This window comes from Umezawaea sp. Da 62-37 (genome assembly GCF_032460545.1).
In the GTDB taxonomy this organism is placed as follows: Bacteria; Actinomycetota; Actinomycetes; order Mycobacteriales; family Pseudonocardiaceae; genus Umezawaea.
This window is the reverse complement of record NZ_CP135965.1, coordinates 10,970,932-10,989,186: the sequence shown is the minus strand read 5'-3', so window position 1 is coordinate 10,989,186 and position 18,255 is coordinate 10,970,932. Positions and strand designations below refer to the sequence as shown.

Here is an 18,255-nt window from a genome sequence, read left to right as displayed (position 1 = left end):
CCGTGGACCGGCGGCCCGGTCGTGTCAGGACACCAGGTACTCCAGGTCGCGCAACACCTCCGAGGCCGCGATCGGGTCGAGGTCGGCGAACGTGGCGGGGCCGGTGCCGTGCGCCGCGACCACCCGGACCCCGGTCAGCTGATCAGGAGCGTCGGGGTCGTGGAACGAGTAGCCGTGGAACGCGACCTCGACGATCCGACCGCCAGGCCACTCCCTCGACAGCCCGGTGTTGTTGTCGTTGAACACCCAGCCCCGCGCGGCCAGCACCCACTCCTTGCGGCCCGCGGTGGCCCGGCCGACGAACCGGGTCAGCTCACCGCGGTCGGCGTCGGCGTCGGGCAGGGTGAGCAGTTCCCGGCCGACCTGGGGGAACGGCTGGATGATCTCGTAGTCGGTGAAGACCGTCGACCACTCCTCGCGGTCCGCGGCGAAGTGCCACGGGTGCGCCACCCCGATCGTCGCGGCCGGGTCGAGGTCGACGGTCTTGTCGTCGAGGTCGGCGAACGTGCGGTCCTCGGCCGGGCGGAAGGTCGTCACGACGGCGTCCCGCTCGTCGAAGGTGGCCCAGAGCAGCCGCTGGGCCAGCCGCCACATCAGCGGGTGGTCCAGGAACAGCCGCCGGAAGTCCGGTTCGCTCCAGCGCCGACCGGCGACCATCGCCACTTCGAGCGCCCCGGCCCGTTCCTTCACGATGGTCTGCACCTCCTTCTTCAACGCCGTGTACCGCTTGACGGCGGCCGACGCCAGCTCGGCGTCGTCGGTGGCCGCCGGGCGGGGCATCCGGGTGAGCGCCGTGCCGTGCTGGTCGGTGATGTGCGGGGTGAACTGGGCGTCGAAGCCGACGGTGACGTGCCGCGGCCGTAGTCGAGCGTCGTCCGGGCGTCGGCGTCGAGGCCGAGGTCCGGCACGAGCCGGTCGGCGAGCTGCTCGGGGCCCAGGCCGCGGGCCCGTGCGACGTCGTCCAGCCGTTCCTCGGCCAGCCGCCGGAAACCCCTGGTCTTCGCTTTGCGGGCCAACCGGTGCAGCTGCCTCAGCGCGTCCTCGGTGCCGAGGGCGGCGAGCACGTCCATCCCGGTCCGCACCCGGCCGCTGCTGCCCTTCGCCCACGACGGGAACAGCTCCGCCAGCGGGGACGCGACGCTGTCGTCGCCCAGCAGGGCCAGCGCGGTCATGGCCAGGGCGCTCTTCGGCGGGTAGTGGGCCGCCCGCCACTGCACGAAGACCGCCCAGGCGAACGCGGCGAGGTCGTGCGGCTCGCACAGCGCCCGCACCTCCTCGATCCCGGCGTGGGCGGCCGCAACCTTCGACACCGCGAGCAGCGCGCACAGCTGCCGGACCGCGTTCCGGGACAGCGCTTCTCCCCCGTCCCGCAGCGCCACGGCGGGCAGCGCGGGCAGGACCAGCCAGTCGGGCAGATCCGGGGCGCGCACCGCCTTGCCGCCGCTCCCCCGCGGCGGCCCGGCGAGGACCGGCGGGGTCGCGCCTTCGGCGACCGGCGTTCCGGGGGACGTCACGTCGCCGAGGATCGCCTCCGCCCTGGCCCGCGTCGGCTCGTCGAGCGCGGACAGCGCCTCCGCGACCCCGTCCGGGTGGGCGAGCACGTGGTTGCGCAGCAGTTCGGCGACGGTGCCGCCGGTGGCCTTGGCGAGCAGCCCCCGCAGGGCGCGCTCGGGATCGCGCTTGGCCGCGGTCAGCAGCGCGGGGCGGACGTGGTTGCGGTCGACCCGGTCCACCAGGCGCCCGAACGCGTCGTCGGCCCGGATCGAGGCCAGCGCGCCGATCGCGCGCTTCTCGTCGTCGGCCGAGCCGAGGAACTTGCGGTAGCTCTGCGCGTCGTGCCGGTCCAGCAACCCGGCGAGGCCCGCGCCCAGGCCCGCGCCGCCGGTGGCCACGATCTCCCGCACGCGGTCGCGCGTCCCCGACGGCAGCAGGTCGGCCGCGGCGGCGGGCAGCCGCGGATCGGCCAGCACCTGCCTGCCGAGCAGATCGGTGTAGATCGACGGTTCGTCCGGGTTGGACACGTCCTGCCGCTTCCAGTGCTCGTTCTCGTGCGTCGACAGCGGTGCCGACTCCAGCTCGTGGAGCACGCGCAGCGCCCGCACCGGGAACCGCGTCAGCGCACCGGACTTCAGCAGCGTCGCCAGCCGGGCGTGCTCCGCGCCGATGGTGCTCCGGCACAGCAGTCGGAACGCCTCGTCGGTGGGTGCAGCCGCGAGCAGGCGAAGACCGTCGACGCCCAGGCGGTGGCGGTACCTGAACTTGTCGCGGTCGTTCAACCTCAGCAGCTCGAGGTAGAACGGCCCGACCAGGATCGGGGCGGCGGCGGGGCCGACCCCGTCCAGGATCGTGCCGACGACGTCGACGCGGTGGTAGCCGAGCATCCGGTCCCCGATCCGGTCCTGGAGGAGTTCCAGGTGCCCGACCGTGCTCGCGGCCAGCACGAGCAGCCCGCGCAGCGTCCGGGTGCCGGGCCGGTCGGCCGCGCAGTCCTCGTCGACCCAGGCCACCTCCGTCGGCGCCAGGTAGGAGGTGATGATCCGCTGCTCGGGCGAGATCCGGTACCCGCCCAGCTCCCGGACGACCCGGTGGTACTCGTCGTCGGCCGCCGTGGCCAGGCGGGTGCGGACCGCGCGGGCGGTGGCGGCGAGGGAGTCCTGGTCCTCCGACCGCCAGGAGGAGCTGTAGTCGGGGAAGGCCGGGTCGTGGGTCCAGAACGCGCTGCCCTCCTCCTTGACCAGGACGGCCAGTTCGGCGGCGGCGCACGCCGCGAAGACGATGCCGTAGCGGGAGATCCAGGCGTCCACGGCGGGGAAGGCCTCGGTGTTCCCCGTCCTGGCGTAGGCGAGGGTCATCAGGACGCCGACGGCGGCGGCCCGCGGAGTCGGTTCGGCGGGGTCGCCGGGTCCCAGCCAGCCGCGCAGGTACTCCGTGCCCTCGGCGAGCAGCACCGGGTCGAGGGTGACGCCGCGTCCCGGTGGCAGCAGCTCCTTCCGGTGCTTGACGGTCCGCTCGGAGGTGAGCCAGGCGCGGTACGCCTCCGCCGCGTCCGGTGGAACGGGGATGTCCGGCCCCGGCAGACCGCCTCGGCGGCGGTGGAGCGCCGTCCGCCACACCTCGGGCACGACGAACTCGTTCTCGTCAGGCAGGACCAGCTTGCGCATTCGTGAACTTCATGATCGGTCGGGACGCCCGACGCTAGAGGTGGGGTACGACAGGTTTTCGCGGCCGATCCGGGGGCGGCGAGAAGTCGTCAACGTTGATCCACTGCGGCTCGCGCGTTCACGGGGAGTCAGTCGTGCCGTCACCTGCGTTTGATCTCATTTTCGCGACACTTCTTCATGTTTGTTCCGGTGACGGGCCTCACATTGGTACTGAGGTGTCCACAGCTCACCGAGCCGCCCGGTGACCGCGCGAGAAACCGACGAGGAGCGCACGTGCACGCAGTGACAGCCAGGGCATCGGTGGACAGCACGCCCCCCACCCGCGGGCGGAGGCGGTTCGGGAAGGTGGCGGCCGTGATCGGCACGACCATCGCGATGATGGTGGCGATCCCCGGCATCGCCCTCGCCGACCCGCCGCAGGCGCTCGACTGGAGCGCACCGCAGGAGGACCGCGCCTTCGAGCCCGCGTTCGACTACGACGGCGACGGCTGCTACCCCACCCCCGCGATCGGCCGTGACGGCACGATCGCTCCGGGGCTGAAGACGTCCGGCGCGGTCAACGGCAGTTGCCACGACTCGTGGGACCTGGACAACACCAACGCCTACTCGCGGGTGAAGTGCAACAACGGGTGGTGCGGCTACCTCTACGGGCTGTACTTCGAGAAGGACCAGGCGGTGGCCGGATCGGGTCTCGGCGGGCACCGGCACGACTGGGAGCACGTGGTGGTGTGGGTGCAGAACGGCGTCGCGCAGTACGTGTCGACGTCCGCGCACGGCAAGTACAACATCTACTCGCGCTCGCAGGTGACCTGGGACGAGACGGGCACCCACCCCAAGGTCATCTACCACAAGGACGGCCTCTCGACGCACTGCTTCCGGCTCGCGAGCTCCACCGAGCAGCCGGAGAACCACAAGGGCACCTGGCAGTACCCGCCGCTGGTGGGCTGGGACAACTACCCGGCTGGCCTGCGCGACAAGCTGACGTCGGCCGACTTCGGCTCCGCCCAGCTCGACCTCCGCGAGGGTTCGTTCGCGGGTTCGCTCGCGAAGGCGAAGCCCTCCGCGATCCCCTTCAACCCCAACGCGTGACCCCCTGACGGACCAGGGCCACCCGCGCCGGTGCCCCTGGTCCACCGGTGCGGTGGTGGCGCGCGAACCACCACCGCACCGGCACACCCCCGTGGTGCCGGGGCCTCAACCCCACTCGCTGAACCTCAGCCACGACCGCAGGTTCTCCGCGTCGTCGGCCGCGACGGGCTCCGCCGGGGTGTCCTCGGCCCGGCGGAGCGCGCCGAACATCGACGCCCACACCAATCGCGTGCACGCCGTGACCCTGGGCGCCAGGCGGTTCAGGTCGGCGTAGCCCGCGAGCCGCGAGACCGAGATCGCGGCCAGCGCCCGGCCGCCGCCGCGCAGCGGTGCCGCCACGCAGGTCACGTCGTGGAAGCACTCACCCCGGTCGAAGGCGACCCCCGCGTCCCGCACGGCGGCCAGCTCGGTCCGCAGCGTGTCCGCGCGCGTGATGGTGCGGCGGGTGCGGGGCGCGTGCTCACCGGCGACGTGCGGTTCCACGGCCGGGCCGCCGAACCCGAGCAGCGCCTTGCCCGACGCGGTGCAGTGCGCGGGCAGCCGACCACCGACCTGGAACGGCGGGACCGACTCGCGCGGATCGCCGATCTGTTCGAGGCACACGACTTCCGGACCGTCGAGCACGAACAGGTGCGCCCAGTGGCCGGTCTCCCGGTGCAGCGCGATCATCTGCGGGAGGGCGGCGCGGCGGAGGCGGTTGTGGTGGGAGGCGAACGCGCCGAGTTCCAGCAGGCGCAGACCCAGGCGGTACTCGCGGCCCTCGCGTTCGAGCCAGCCGACCTGGACGAGCTGGTCCATGAGGCGGTGGACAGTGGTCTGGGAGAGGCCGGAGTGCCGGACCACGTCGGTGAGGGTGAGGGTGGAGCGCTGGCCTTCGAAGGCGTTGAGGATGCGGGTCGCTTTGACCAGGAGCGGGGGTGTGGTTGACGGGTCTTGTGGCATCGGGGGCTCCCCAGGGGCTTCCGGGGGGAGGGTATCGGATGTGGGGTGGGTGTCGTGCTGGGTCAGTGGGTGTGGGCGGGTGTGGTGCTGGGTCGCCGGTGGCGGATCCAAGGTCTCCGGGTGCGGCCTGCTTGACTTGGGGCCCCTCTTTTCGGCCCTCGGCGGTCTAAAAGGGCAGGTGGTGGTGCTCCTGCCCGCCGTCGAAAGTGCAGGGCCGAAAAACCCCGAGTAAAGCCGGCCGCACGGCGGACGAGTGCTGCTCGGTCGGCGGTGGTCAGGCGGTTTGCTTGGTGCCGTTGTGGTTGGGCGGTTTGCTCGGTCGGGCGTGGGGTGGGCGCTTTGTCCGGTGGGTGGTGGTCGGGTGGTGCCATGACGGTGAGTCCGGACGTGAAGTGGTCCGTGGTGGTGCGGAACTTCGGCTCTGCTTCTTGTTGTGCAGTAGGGGTTTCACAGCATGGGGTCGGAGACGTCGAAGCCGAATTCGTTGCGTCCGAAGAGGACCAGTGCGCGTTCCGGGTCGTTGGCGACGTGGCCGCGGCCGTTGTGGACGTCGCGCCATGCTCGCTGGACCACGTTGTCACCTGTGCGCATCGCGCCGCCGCCCGCGTTTTCCACCAGGAGGTCCACCGCGGCGACCGAGCGTTCCGTGGCGAGCACCTGGTCGCGGCGCAAGCGGGTGCGCAGTGCCATCGGTGGGTCCTCGCCGCGTTTGGCGCAGTCGTACAAGTCGGAGATGTTGCGGATGAGCTGCAACCAGGCCGCGTCGATGTCGCTGGCCGCGCGGCCGATGCGGACCTGGGCGAACGGGTCCTCGGCGGCCCTGGACATGCCGGCGACCCTGATGCGGTCGCGGGTGGCGTCGACGTACCCCTGGTAGGCCGCCTCGGCCATGCCGACGATCGGTGCGGAGATGGTGGAGGTGAAGATCGAGCCCATCGGCAGGCGGTAGAGGGGTTCGGGGTTCACGGCGTGGCCGGGGCGGATTCGTGCGGCGATCTGCTCGGCGCCGATCGTGCGGTGGGCGGGTACGAACGCGCCCTCGACGAGGACGTCGTTGCTGCCGGTGCCGCGCAGGCCGACGGTGTCCCAGACCCGGTCGACGGCGTAGTCCGCGCGCGGCAGCAGGAAGTGCCGCATCTCCACGGGTTTTCCGTCGTCGTCGCGCACCATCCCGCCGAGCATCACCCAGTCGGCGTGGTCCGAACCGGAGGAGAACCCCCACCGCCCGGTGAGCCGGTAGCCGCCGTCGACACGGGCCACTTCGCCGACCGGTGCGATCGACGAGCAGATCCGGGCGTCGCGGTCGACGCCCCAGACGTCCTCCTGCGCGCGCGGGTCGTACAGCGACAGCTGCCACGTGTTGCTGCCGAACACGCCGACCACCCAGCCGGTCGACCCGCAGGCGCGGGCCAGCTCTCTGACGCAGTCCAGGAAGACGGCGGGGTCGGCGGCGAGCCCGCCGTGCAGTCGGGGCTGGCACAGCCGGAACAGCCCGACGGCCTCGAGTTCCTTGATCGTCGCGTCCGGTACGCGGCGCAGCGCCTCGGCCTCGTGGGCGCGTCCGCGCACCGCCGGGGCCAGTGCGCGGACCGCCGTGAGAACGTCCTGTTCGCTCATTCGCGTCCTTCGGGGCTCGGTCCGGCGCGTTCCGGACACCACGAACGCTACGGAGTTCGATCACCCGCTGGACGGTCGTTCTCCCGCTGAGCGGAAAAGTCGTCAACTTCCGCTCAGCGGGAGGAACGTGGCCCTGATCACGCGTTCGGGGAATGGGACGGGCGGGCCGTCGCGTCGTCCCGGTGCCACAATCGGAGCCGCGCCGACGTTGGAGGAACCCGTGCCGCTGTCCTCGGAACCGTTGCGGAAGCTGGGCTTCCTGACCATCGGCCTGTTCGACGAGGCCGACCCCCGGCGGGGGCACGAGTCCACGTTGGACATCATCGCGCTGGGTGAGCGGCTCGGGTTCGACAGCGCCTGGGTGCGCCACCGGCACCTCCAGCACGGCATCTCCTCCCCCGTCGCGGTGCTGGCGGCGGCGTCGCAGCGCACCAGCCGCATCGAACTGGGCACGGCGGTCATCCCGCTGGGCTGGGAGAACCCGCTGCGGCTCGCCGAGGACCTGGCGACGGTGGACATCCTGTCCGGCGGGCGGCTCAACCCCGGCATCAGCGTCGGGCCGCCGATGCGGTGGGAGCAGGTCAAGGACGCGCTGTACCCGGACACCGCCGAGGCCGAGGACTTCGGCTACGGCAGGGTGAAGCGGCTGCTGGACCTCGTGCGCGGCGAGAAGGCCGCGGACATCGGCGGTGTGCAGGGGTTCGAGGTGTTCTCCGACCGGGTGCAGCCGCAGTCGGCCGGGCTGGGCAAGCGCCTGTGGTACGGCGGCGCGAGCCTGCGGTCGGCCCGGTGGGCGGGCGAGAACGGGATGAACTTCCTGACCAGCAGCGTGGTGAAGGCCGAGGAGGCCGAGGACTTCGCCGAGATCCAGCGTTCCCACGTCCAGGAGTTCCGCGCGCACCACCCCGACGGCCGGAACGCCCGCGTGTCGCAGGGGCTCGTGGTCATCCCGACCGACAGCGCCACCGCCGAGCAGCGCGCGAAGTACCTGGCCTACGCGGAGAAGCGCACGCCGCGCACAACGACGCCGCAGGGGCCCGCGCGGATGATGTTCGCCCAGGACCTGGTCGGCTCCTCCGCCGAGATCGCCGAACGGCTCTACGCGCACGTCGGGTTCCAGCAGGTCAGCGAGGTGGCGTTCGCGCTGCCGTTCACCTTCGAGCACGACGACTACGTGCAGATCCTCACCGACATCGCCACGAGGCTCGGTCCGGCGCTCGGCTGGCGGCCCGCGGGCTGATCGGCACGAGGGCAGGCCGACCGCTGTCTTGATCAAGCCGAGCTTCCTGTCATCCCTGGACAGCCCGGTCGCGGGGTGCTGTGATCGTCAGAGGATTTACAACGTTGCAAATCCTCCGTGACGCGGAGTCCGGCCCCTGCACTGGAGCTGCCATGTCCTCGAACCGGTACCGGTTCACCCGCAAAGCCCTCCTGTCCACGCTCGCCGCGGCCCTGCTGGCGAGCGGCCTCCCCGCCCTCGCCGCCACCGCGGCACCGGCGGCCGCCGTGCCCGACTACTCGACGTCGGAGGCGGGCAACCCCTTCGTCGACGGGTGGTACGCCGACCCCGACGTCGCCGACTACGGCGGCACGTACTGGGTCTACCCCACCTCGTCGCGGCCCTACGAGCAGCAGACGTACCTGGACGCCTTCTCCACCACCGACCTCGTCCACTGGACCAAGCACCCGAACGTGCTGACCACCGCGAACGTCTCGTGGGCGCACAAGGCCGTCTGGGCGCCCGCGCCGGTGCAGCGCAACGGGAAGTACTACCTGTACTTCGGCGCGAACGACATCCAGAGCAACTCCGAGACCGGCGGCATCGGGGTCGCGGTCGCCGACCGGCCGGAGGGCCCGTACGCCGACGCGATCGGCAAGCCGCTGATCGGCCAGTTCGTGAACGGCGCGCAGCCCATCGACCAGGACGTGTACGTCGACTCCGACGGGCAGGCCTACATCTACTACGGCGGCTGGGGGCACGCGAACGTCGCCAAGCTCAACGCCGACATGACCAGCCTCGGCACGTTCGCCGACGGCAGCACGTACAAGGAGATCACGCCCGCGAACTACACCGAGGGTCCGCAGATGTTCAAGCGGAACGGCAAGTACTACCTGATGTGGTCCGAGGGCGGCTGGACCGGCCCGAACTACTCGGTGTCCTACGCGATCTCCGACTCGCCGACGGGACCGTTCGCCAAGGTGGACAGGGTGCTGGCCCAGGACTCGGCGGTCGCGATGGGCTCGGGCCACAACTCGGTGCTCAACGTCCCCGGCACCGACATCTGGTACATCCTCTACCACCGCAGGCCGCTGAGCAGGACCGGCGCGAACGACCGGCAGCTCGCCTACGACCGGATGTACTTCGCGGCCGACGGCAAGATCCAATCGGTGTCGATGAAGGTGGAGGACGACTTCGGCGACGACAACGCCATCGGCTGGACGACCTACGGCGGCGGCACGTGGGCGGCGCGCGCCGGCCAGTACACCACCACGTCCTCGTTCGGCGGCAAGGCGTTGCTGGACAACAACTTCGGCAACCTGTCCTACGACGCCGACGTCACCACGACGTCGGCGTCCGGTGACAGCGGGATCGTGTTCCGGGCGTCCCAGCCGAACGCCGGGGTGGACGGCTACCGGGGCTACTACGCCGGGATCAGCGCGGCGGGCCGGGTCGTCCTCGGCAAGGCCGCCGACAACTGGACCCCGCTGGCGTCAACGCCGATGACGATCACGCCGGGCACCCGCTACCACCTCCGCGTGGAGGCCGTCGGGTCGTCGATCAAGGTGTTCGTCAACGACCTCGCGACGCCGAAGATCACCGTCACGGACACCTCGTACACCACCGGTTCGACCGGTGTGCGCGTGTACAACACCGCCGCGACCTTCGACAACGTCGCGGTCGCCCGGAAGTAGCCCGGTCGCGCCCCGGACGGCCTCAGCGCCGTTCGGGGCGTTCGCCGAGGCGGGCGTGCTGGAGCGCCCACCACACCTCCAGGGCCCGGTCGGGGTCACGCAGGTCGACGTCCGCGAGCTCCTCGTACCGGCGCACCCGGTAGCGCACGGTGTTGTGGTGCACGGACATCTCCCGCGCGGTGACGTCCGCGCGCCAGCCCGACGACAGGTAGCGCCGCACGGTCTCGAGGATCGGCTTGGCCGCCTCGCCGTCCCCCAGCGGCCGGAGGTAGCGGCGGGCGAGCTCGTCGCTCACGTCCACGTCGGCCAGCACGGCGGGCAGCAGGCCCAGACCGCCCAGGTCGTGGACGCCGGTCAGGCCGAACGCCGTGGCGGTGGCCAGCGCGCGGGTGGCCCGGTGGAACGCGGGCGCGAGCAGGTCCAGCCGCGCGGGCGCCCCGACGCCGATCACCACCCCGGCCGCGTCGGCGGGCATCCGGTCGACGAACCCGGCGACGTCGCCCTCGACCAGCGCCACCATGCCCCGCGCCCGGCCGCCGTGCCCTTCGAACCCGAGCAGTCGTTCGACCACGGCCATCGGCGTCTCCGCGGCCGGGCGGGCGCGGACCGCGTGGTACTCGCGGTCGGGGTCGAGCCCGTGGCGGAGCGCCTGCTGGCGGATCCCCGCGGAACCCAGCCCGCCGAGCAGGACGCCGCGCACGAAGTCGGTGCGGCGGTGCTCCTCCTGGCGCGCCAGCTCCATCTCGGCGCGGTGGTGGCCCTGGCTGAACGCGAGGATCGCGGCGTCGGTGGTGGCGAGCAGGTCGCGGGTCAGCTCCAGCAGGGCGCCGTCGGTCATCCGCAGCAGGCGTCCGGCGGCCACCATGTCGTCGAAGAACTCGCGGATGGACAGCCGCCACGCGCGGAGCATGTCCTCGGCCGGGATGCCCTGGCGGGCGCGCACCTCGCCGTAGGAGCTGAACGCGGCCAGCTCGTCGTCGGTGAACGTCCGTCCCTCTTCCAGCGGTTCCAGGATCCACGCCCGACTGGTGAGGATCGCGGGGAGCAGGTCGTCCGCGCCCCGTCGGCCGTACACCGGGATCTCCGCGCGCAGGCGGGTCAGGATCCGCTCGCCGAACGGCTCGGCGTCGACGGCCAGCGCGGCCACCAGCCTCCGTCGGTTGGCACGGCCTCGCGTCGTCATCGCGCGACCCTACTTTGGCACGGATGACAAAGCACGCCCGGTCGACTTCGACAGCCACACCATGGCGGTGATCGCTCCTGTCGGTGATGCTTGTTGCGCCACAACCGAAAGCGCGTGGCCGGGCCTTCGCACCGACCGGAACCCGCTTTGGTAGTCACCACGAACGAGGAGAGCCATGTCCAGCAGCCCGCAGCCACCAGCCACCGCGGAGGAACAGGTCGACCGGGCCAACGCGAGCGGCCTCACGCCGGTCGTGTTCATCCACGGGCTGTGGCTGCTGCCGAGCAGCTGGGACCGCTGGGCCGCGGTGTTCGCCGACGCGGGCTACGCCCCCGTCGCGCCCGGCTGGCCGGACGACCCGGACACCGTCGAGGAGGCGAACGCCCATCCGGAGGTGTTCGCGGGCAAGACCGTCGGGCAGGTCGCCGACCACTACGCCGCGATCATCGGGAAGCTCGACCGCAAGCCCGCGGTCGTCGGGCACTCCTTCGGCGGCCTGCTCGCCCAGATCGTCGCGGGCCGGGGGCTGTCCGCCGCGACCGTCGCTATCGACGCGGCCCCGTTCCGCGGTGTGCTGCCGCTCCCGGTGTCCGCGCTGCGCGCCGCCGCGCCGGTGCTGGGCAACCCGCTCAACCACCACCGCGCCGTGCCGCTGACCTACGACCAGTTCCGCTTCGCGTTCACCAACGCCGTGGACGAGGACGAGGCACGGGCGCTGTACGAGGAGTTCGCCGTGCCCGCGTCGGGCGCCCCGCTGTTCCAGGCCGCCACCGCGAACCTCAACCCGTGGACCGAGGCCAAGGCCGACTACCGCAACCCCGGCCGCGGGCCGATGCTGGTCATGTCCGGCGAGAAGAACAACACCGCTCCCCCGGCGATCACCGGCGCGATCTTCCGGAAGCAGCAGAAGAACCCCGGCCACACCGAGGCGGTCACGATGCCGGACCGCGGGCACAGCCTGGTCATCGACCACGGCTGGCGCGAGGTCTGCGACGTGTCGCTCGCGTTCGTCAGGCGCTGGGCTCCGTAGAGCCCGCTCAGAACCGCCAGTACGGGACGTCGAGGCCGCCCGCGCTGTGCCCGTCGCCGGTCAGCCGCAGCAGTGCGACGCTGGCCGCGATGAGCGCCGCGCGGGTCGCCCGGACGTTGCCCTCCGAGGCCTGGGTGAAGGCGTTGGACAGGTAGCCGATCACGACCACCAGCTGCCCTCCCGGCTCCGCGGCGGTCAGCTCGGCGATCCGGGCGCGGACCGGCGACATGGCGGCGGTGAACCGCATCAGCATGGCGTCCACCGCGGCGCCCGCCCCGGTTCCGGACGCGGGGGTGTCCCCCAGGTCGGCGATCGCGGCGTCCACGGCGTCGGCCAGGACTGCGATCGGGTCGTGGTCCGCGTCCGGCAGGAGCGTCGTCGAAGACCGTTGCAGGAGGTCCATCGGTTGGCTGCGCACGGGGAGTGAGTCTAGGTCACTCCACAGTCACCTGTCCTCGTGCATCTGCACGTGCACCCGCATGGAAGCGCTGCACGGTCTGCTCCATACGGAAGCACTACCTCACGGCGATCCGGACGGCCCCGAAAGTGTTTCCGGGTGACGCGGTCGCCGCAGCCGATCACTCAGCGTCACCGGAATGGGAATCAGGGCAGGTCGATCTCGGTGTGCCGCGAGGCCAGGGTGCCCGCGAGTTCGGCGAGCTTCACGTTGAGGTTCTGCGACGTCTTGCGGAGGACCTCGAACGCCTCGTCGGCGGTGATGCCGCGGCGGTGCATCAGGATCCCCTTGGCCTGGCCGATCACGTCGCGGCTGTCGATCGCCTTGCGCAGCTCCGCGGCGTTCAGCTCGGCGTTCGTCAGCGCCGTCGTCGCCATCAGCGCGAGCGTCGCGTGCGTGGCGAGCAGCAGCGCGGTGTCCCGGTCGGCGGCCGTGAAGCCGTGGCGCTCGCCGGAGTACAGGTTCAGCGCGCCCGAGAGCTGCGGCGGCCTGACGTTCGGCAGCACGGTCGTCGACAGCAGCGACCTCATCCCGCGCGCCGCCGCCGCGGGCCCGAAGACCGGCCAGTTCGGGTCAGCCGCGAGGTCGCCGCTGTAGGCCAGCGCGGGTCCGGGCATCCGCGCGGCGTCCACGCACGGGCCCTCGCCGGTCGCGTACTGCACCTGGTCGAGGTCCAGGGCGAGTTCGTGGGTCTCGATCGGCGTGTGGAACGTGCCGTCCGGAGCGCGCATCGTCACGCTGGCCACGTCCACACCGGGGATCACCGCCACGGCCGCCGCCACCACGCGCTCCAGCGCCTCGCCGATCGTCCGCGCGTCGAGCAGCGACCGGGTCAGCAGCGTGAACTGCTCGACCAGCGGACTCCCCGGCGGCGAGTGGTCCTCGGTCGGTGTCGGGTTCGCCAGCGCCGCGTCGTAGGCGTCCACGACGAACCGCTCCTTGGCACTGCTCCAGTCCTGCTCATCCGCCACGTCGCACCCTCCTTGTCGCCCCCGGAGGCCATTCCAACACGAGCGCGGGGCGGCGGCCGATCCAGGTGGCGGAGGCCTCGGAACACGCCGAGGCCCGTCCGGACCGGCACCGCCTTCCGCGAACGGATCCGGACCTACGGGGCGCCGACCCTGCTGCCGGCGTCGGCGGGGCGGGGCTCCGGCTCGGGGTGGCCGAGGTGGGTGAGCCAGCCGCGGAGGACCCGGTGCAGGGCCTCGGCGCCGACGATCTCGCCCACGGGCGGCAGGTCGGCGGGGTGGACGAGGAAGCCGCGGGACTGGCCGCCGCCGAGGCCGCCGTGGGAGCCGACGTGCGGTTCGAACGGGGAGGCGTCGTCGGTGGACGGGGAGTAGCGGCTGTTGATGAGCAGGTCCGGGCAGTGGGCGAAGCCGTCGGTACGGCGGACCAGGTCCGCCGCGTGCGGGCCGTACCCGGCCAGCGGGTCCTCGCCGGTGACCGAGCCGGTCGCGAGCCGGTGGACGCCGTCGCGGCCGAGGACGACGGGCCCGGTCTCGGAGCTGCGGACCAGGACGAAGCCGACGCCGGGGTGGTCGACGAGGGCGGGCAGGAGGTCGGGGAACTCGCGTTCGACGGTCTCCAGGTCGACCCGGCCCGCGTGCTCGGTGAACGACACCATGGCCACGTGGCCGGACACGACCACGACGACGCCGGGCGCCGCGCGGGCGACCGCGCCGGGCGCGCCCTCGGGGGTGCGGTGCCGGTGGTCGGGCGACTTGCCCGCGCGGGCGCGCAGCCTGGGGGCGATCGGGCCCGCCTCGGCCAGCGCGGCGTCGAGCTGCCACGGGTTGGTCGGCTTGGCGCGCTCGCGGCCGCCCTTGCGCGGCTCGGCGCCGCACAGCCTGCCGACCAGCGCCTCGATCGACTCGCCGAAGCGGTCGGTGAACGCCCAGCCCTGCGTGACGCCGTGGTCGGACAGCACGACGAGCCGGTACGGGCGCGGCGCGAGCCTGGCCGCCCGGTGCAGCCTGCCGATCTGCTGGTCGATCGCCCGGACGACGGCCAGCGCGTCGTAGCGCTCGATGCCGGTGTGGTGGGCGACCTCGTCGTAGCCGAGGAAGTCGGCGTAGACGACCGGACGCGCCTCCATCATGTCGCCGATGATCGCTGACACGACCAGGTCGCGGGTGATGACCGTGGTGGCCGACCTGGCGAACGGGTAGAAGCCGCCCCGCTTCACCCTCGGCCGCACGTCGGCGCGGCGCTGCCGGGCCGACGCGGACACCTCGCGCAGGATGTCGACGACGGCCGCGCCGACCGTCCGCACCAGGTTCACCGGGTTCGCGAAGTAGGTGTAGTAGCCGTTGGCGTTGCGGGCCCGGCGCCGGGAGGGCGTGAGCAACGGGACCGCGCTCATCGTGAGGCTGGCGTGGTCGGCGTCGCCGGTGAACAGGCCGCTGCGGGCGGCGCCCCCGCCCGCCAGCAGGCCGCGCCCGTCGGAGTGCCGCCGCTCGATCTCCGCGGCGTCGGCCGGGTGCGCGCAGGCCATCACGTGGTCGCGGTCCTTCTCGTACCAGCGGAACCCGAGGATGTCCTCGTTGGAGCCGTGCAGCATCCCGCACACGCTGGCGCCGGTCTGCGAACTCCAGTCGCAGTGCCAGTCGGTGAGCACGTGGCTGCCCTCGGCCAGCCAGGCCGCGAACGTGGGCAGGTCGCCGTCGCGGACCGCCCGGCGCACGGTGTCGTAGCCGAGCCCGTCGATCTGGAGCAGCAGCACGCCCGGAGGCTGCTCCTCGTCACCATCCCCGGCCCGGCGGAACCGGCGGGCCGCGCGGCGGAAGAACACCTCGTCCTCGTCGATCGACAGCAGGCTGCTGACCAGCGCGCTCACCGCCGACACGGCGACCACGACCAGCACCGCCGTGCGCAGGTTGGCGACCACCACGTCGGGCAGCACGAACGAGACCGCGAGCAGCCCCGCGCCGAGCAGCAGCAGCGAGCCGATGCCGAGCGTGAAGATCGCCACGGGCAGCGCGACCCGCAGTACCAGTGGCCACACCACGGCGCTCAGCACGCCGTAGAGCAGGGCGAACGCCGTGGGCTGCCACCACCTGGGTAGCGCGAAGTCCTCCAGCACCACGTCGAGCACGTGCAGTTCGACGGCCACGAGCACCCACACCAGCAGGAGCCGGGCGATCAGCCGTCCGCCGCGCAGCAGCCGTCCGGTGTCGGTGTCCTCCACCGGTGTCATGGGGCTTCCTTCCCGGTGGTGGCCTTGGCGCGACCGCGTTCCCGGTGCCGGACCACCAGCGCGGACAGCGCCGAGACGACGAGGACCAGGACGGTCGCGATGAGCGTGGCGACGACGGGGTGGTCGAACAGGCCGCCGCTGACGACGCCGAGCGCCGCGTACGCGACCGACCACAGCAGGCAGGCCGCGGCGGCCGCGGGGACCAGCCGCCGCCACGGGTAGGCGAGCGCGCCCGCCGCGAGCAGGACGGGGATGCGGCCCGCGGGCACCATCCGGCCGATCACCACGACCAGCCACCCCTGCCGGGTGAACCTCTCCCGCGCGGCCGCGAGCTTCTCCTCGGACTGCCTGCGGGAGAACCAGCGCAGCAGGGCGGTGCTGCCGCCGCGCGCGGCGGCGAACGTGACGAGGTCGCCGATCAGCGAGCCGACCGCCGCGAACAGCACCACCAGCACCAGGTTCATCCGGTCGGTGCTGACGGCGATCGCGGCGGCGGCGCCGACCACGGCGCCGGTCGGCACGATCGGGACGACGGAACCGAGCAGCACACCGCCGAAGAGGGCCGGGTAGCCGATGGTCGACGGGTCGGCCCAGTCCACTGACAGCGCGCTCATCCTCGGGGGTCCCGGACGGTGTCGGGCAGGGCCACGTCGGAGCCCGGCGGGGTGACCAGCACGCGGGTCGGCGACCCGGCGGCGGTGACGGCGGCGGCGAACTCGTCCGGCGGGTCGACCAGCAACCGCCGCATCCGCGCACCCGCCTTGCCCGGCGCGCGCGCCAGACCGGCCAGCGCGAGCGTGCCCCAGTGCACCGGCACGGCGACCCTCGGCTTGAGCAGCCCCACCGCCTCGGCCGCGCGCGACGGCGTCAGGTGGCCGGGCCCGAGCGTCGGCCCCCACCCCCACACCGGCAGCAGCGCGATGTCGACGCCGGGTAGCTCCGCCATGGCGGGGAACAGGTCCGTGTCGCCGGCGGCGTACACGCGGACCCCGTCGCCCTCGACGAGGTGGCCCATCGCCACCGCCTGCGGGCCGCGGGTCGAGCGAGGCCCCCAGCGGTGGCCGGAGTGCGCCGCGGGCACACCCGTGATCCGCAGGTCGCCGTCGGCCAGCTCCTCGCCGGGCGCCAGCTCGTCGACCCGGCGGAAGCCCTTCGACCGCAGCCACGCCCCGGCGCCGCGCGGCACGACGACCCGGACGTCCCGGCCCAGCAGGCGCAGCGACGGCAGGTGCACGTGGTCGCCGTGCAGGTGCGACAGCAGGACGAGGTCGACGTCGGCCCGGTCGGCGGCGGTGCTCGGCGCGGTCTGCCTGGTCAACGCGGAGACCCGGTCGGTGAGCACGGGATCGGTCAGCACGACCCGTCCCGCCAGCTCCAGCCGGGTGGTGGAGTGGCCGATGAACCGCAGACCGAGAGGGGGCACGGACGCCAGTATCGCAACTTCGCGTTCGAGCGGCTCGTGTGGCGGGGCGTGTGCCGGGCCGTGTGGAGGTGGGAGGGGAGGGTGGATTGGTGGGTGGGGCGGCTTGATCCCTCGAAACAGGCCATCGGTGCCCGCCGTGCTCCGGGTGCGGGCGCGTTCGCCGCCGTTGTGGTGCTTGTGGAGTTGTCGCCGTTGTGGTGCTTGTGGGTTGGTGTTGTGGTGGTCGGGAAGCCGGATTCCACTTGGACCGATACTTTCTGTGGAGCAATCAGGTCGGTACCTAGGAGGGTTTTCATGCGCGCAGCGCGCTTCCACGACTACGGCAGCAGTGATGTCCTGATCGTCGAGGAGGCTCCTGAGCCGCACGCGGGGTCGGGAGAGGTTCGTGTTCGGACTGTGGCGGCCAGTGTCAATCCGATCGACTGGAAGGTTCGGTCCGGGGCTGCTCGTGGCATGTTGGAGGTCGAGTTCCCGGCGATTCCGGGGCGGGACGCGGCGGGGATCGTCGATGAGGTCGGCGAGGGTGTGACCGGGGTGGCGGTCGGGGACGAGGTGTTCGGGCTGGGTGGGGTGTTCGGGGCCAGTGCCGAGTTCGCGGTGTTGTCGGCGTGGGCGGCGGTGCCCGCGGGGTGGACGATGGCGCAAGCGGGTGCGGCGGGGTTGGTGTACGTGACCGCTGCCCGTGGGCTCAACGCGCTGGGGGAGTTGAGCGGGCGGACGTTGTTGGTGGAGGGTGCCGCGGGTGGGGTGGGTACTGCTGCCGTGGAGATCGCGGTGGCTCGTGGTGCGACGGTGATCGGCACCGCGAGTGAGCCGAAGCACGGGTTCCTCGCCGAACTGGGCGCGTTGCCGACGACTTACGGTGACGGTCTCGCGGAGCGGGTGGCGGCGCTCGCGCCCGGTGGGGTCGATGTCGTGCTCGACGCCGCCGCGTCCGGGTCGCTGGCCGAGCTGGTCGCGATCGCGGGGAGTGCCGACCGGGTTGTGACGGTCGCCGACTTCGTCAACGCGCCGGCGCTCGGTGTGCGGGTCGTGAGCGCCGAGAACGACTCCTCGATCCTGGTCGAGGCTTCCGAGCTGGGTGGGCGTGGCGCCTACACGCCGCACGTCGCCGAGGAGTTCCCGCTCGACCGCATCGCCGAGGCGCACGCGCTCGCCGAGAAGGGGCACACGCTGGGGAAGATCGTCATCAAGGTGTGAGGCGGGCTCCCGGCCCGCGATCCGGTCGCGGGCCGGGAGGG

At 72.5% G+C, this 18,255-nt stretch carries 15 protein-coding genes; 5 read left to right on the top strand and 10 right to left on the bottom strand.

The window, feature by feature from the left end; translation table 11 throughout:
- Positions 1-24: 24 nt before the first annotated feature.
- Positions 25-780, bottom strand: a complete 756-nt coding sequence (locus RM788_RS49495) for a DUF4132 domain-containing protein (RefSeq protein ID WP_315928466.1) — start codon at positions 778-780, stop codon at positions 25-27.
- The gene (locus RM788_RS49490) at positions 711-3,161 is read right to left on the bottom strand and encodes a hypothetical protein (protein WP_315928464.1); all 2,451 of its coding nucleotides are present in this window, start codon (positions 3,159-3,161) and stop codon (positions 711-713) included. The genes RM788_RS49495 and RM788_RS49490 overlap by 70 nt, the downstream gene beginning before the upstream one ends.
- Before the next feature lie 375 nt (positions 3,162-3,536).
- On the opposite strand from RM788_RS49490, the gene RM788_RS49485 reads away from it, so the two are divergent.
- Positions 3,537-4,250 (top strand): NPP1 family protein, encoded by a 714-nt coding sequence (locus tag RM788_RS49485; protein WP_315934931.1) that lies wholly within the window; start codon positions 3,537-3,539, stop codon positions 4,248-4,250.
- A 105-nt stretch (positions 4,251-4,355) separates the two neighbouring features.
- Here RM788_RS49485 and RM788_RS49480 read toward each other — a convergent pair whose 3' ends face one another.
- Together RM788_RS49480 and hsaA are read right to left on the bottom strand one after the other, a co-directional pair.
- Positions 4,356-5,192, bottom strand: coding sequence for an IclR family transcriptional regulator (locus tag RM788_RS49480; protein WP_315928462.1), 837 nt, complete (start codon positions 5,190-5,192; stop codon positions 4,356-4,358).
- Positions 5,193-5,639: 447 nt separating this feature from the next.
- Positions 5,640-6,809, bottom strand: a complete 1,170-nt coding sequence (hsaA, locus tag RM788_RS49475) for a 3-hydroxy-9,10-secoandrosta-1,3,5(10)-triene-9,17-dione monooxygenase oxygenase subunit (protein ID WP_315928459.1) — start codon at positions 6,807-6,809, stop codon at positions 5,640-5,642.
- Positions 6,810-7,029: 220 nt separating this feature from the next.
- Here hsaA and RM788_RS49470 point away from each other — a divergent pair, with 220 nt between their 5' ends.
- Together RM788_RS49470 and RM788_RS49465 are read left to right on the top strand one after the other, a co-directional pair.
- Positions 7,030-8,049, top strand: a complete 1,020-nt coding sequence (locus RM788_RS49470) for an LLM class flavin-dependent oxidoreductase (protein WP_315928457.1) — start codon at positions 7,030-7,032, stop codon at positions 8,047-8,049.
- 152 nt (positions 8,050-8,201) lie between these two features.
- The gene (locus RM788_RS49465) at positions 8,202-9,722 is read left to right on the top strand and encodes a family 43 glycosylhydrolase (RefSeq protein ID WP_315928455.1); all 1,521 of its coding nucleotides are present in this window, start codon (positions 8,202-8,204) and stop codon (positions 9,720-9,722) included.
- 22 nt (positions 9,723-9,744) lie between these two features.
- Here RM788_RS49465 and RM788_RS49460 read toward each other — a convergent pair whose 3' ends face one another.
- A complete protein-coding gene (locus RM788_RS49460) occupies positions 9,745-10,905 on the bottom strand; it encodes a PucR family transcriptional regulator (protein WP_315928453.1) in 1,161 nt (386 codons plus the stop codon).
- Between the two features lie 175 nt (positions 10,906-11,080).
- Here RM788_RS49460 and RM788_RS49455 point away from each other — a divergent pair, with 175 nt between their 5' ends.
- Positions 11,081-11,935, top strand: coding sequence for an alpha/beta fold hydrolase (locus RM788_RS49455; RefSeq protein ID WP_315928451.1), 855 nt, complete (start codon positions 11,081-11,083; stop codon positions 11,933-11,935).
- A 7-nt stretch (positions 11,936-11,942) separates the two neighbouring features.
- Here the strand turns inward: RM788_RS49455 and RM788_RS49450 are convergent, their stop codons facing one another.
- From RM788_RS49450 to RM788_RS49430, 5 genes are all read right to left on the bottom strand, one after another.
- A complete protein-coding gene (locus tag RM788_RS49450; protein WP_315928449.1) occupies positions 11,943-12,353 on the bottom strand; it encodes a hypothetical protein in 411 nt (136 codons plus the stop codon).
- 185 nt (positions 12,354-12,538) lie between these two features.
- On the bottom strand, positions 12,539-13,363 hold the full coding sequence (locus tag RM788_RS49445; protein WP_315928447.1) for a GAF and ANTAR domain-containing protein: 825 nt from the start codon (positions 13,361-13,363) through the stop codon (positions 12,539-12,541).
- A 134-nt stretch (positions 13,364-13,497) separates the two neighbouring features.
- A complete protein-coding gene (locus tag RM788_RS49440; protein WP_315928445.1) occupies positions 13,498-15,591 on the bottom strand; it encodes a phage holin family protein in 2,094 nt (697 codons plus the stop codon).
- Positions 15,588-16,205 carry a DedA family protein gene (locus tag RM788_RS49435; protein WP_315928443.1) on the bottom strand — a complete coding sequence of 206 codons (618 nt, stop codon included), beginning with the start codon at positions 16,203-16,205 and terminating at the stop codon, positions 15,588-15,590. The genes RM788_RS49440 and RM788_RS49435 overlap by 4 nt, the downstream gene beginning before the upstream one ends.
- On the bottom strand, positions 16,202-17,014 hold the full coding sequence (locus RM788_RS49430; RefSeq protein WP_315928441.1) for an MBL fold metallo-hydrolase: 813 nt from the start codon (positions 17,012-17,014) through the stop codon (positions 16,202-16,204). The genes RM788_RS49435 and RM788_RS49430 overlap by 4 nt, the downstream gene beginning before the upstream one ends.
- A 294-nt stretch (positions 17,015-17,308) precedes the next feature.
- Between RM788_RS49430 and RM788_RS49425 the strand changes: the two genes are divergently transcribed.
- On the top strand, positions 17,309-18,214 hold the full coding sequence (locus RM788_RS49425; protein WP_315928439.1) for an NADP-dependent oxidoreductase: 906 nt from the start codon (positions 17,309-17,311) through the stop codon (positions 18,212-18,214).
- The last annotated feature ends 41 nt before the right edge of the window (positions 18,215-18,255 follow it).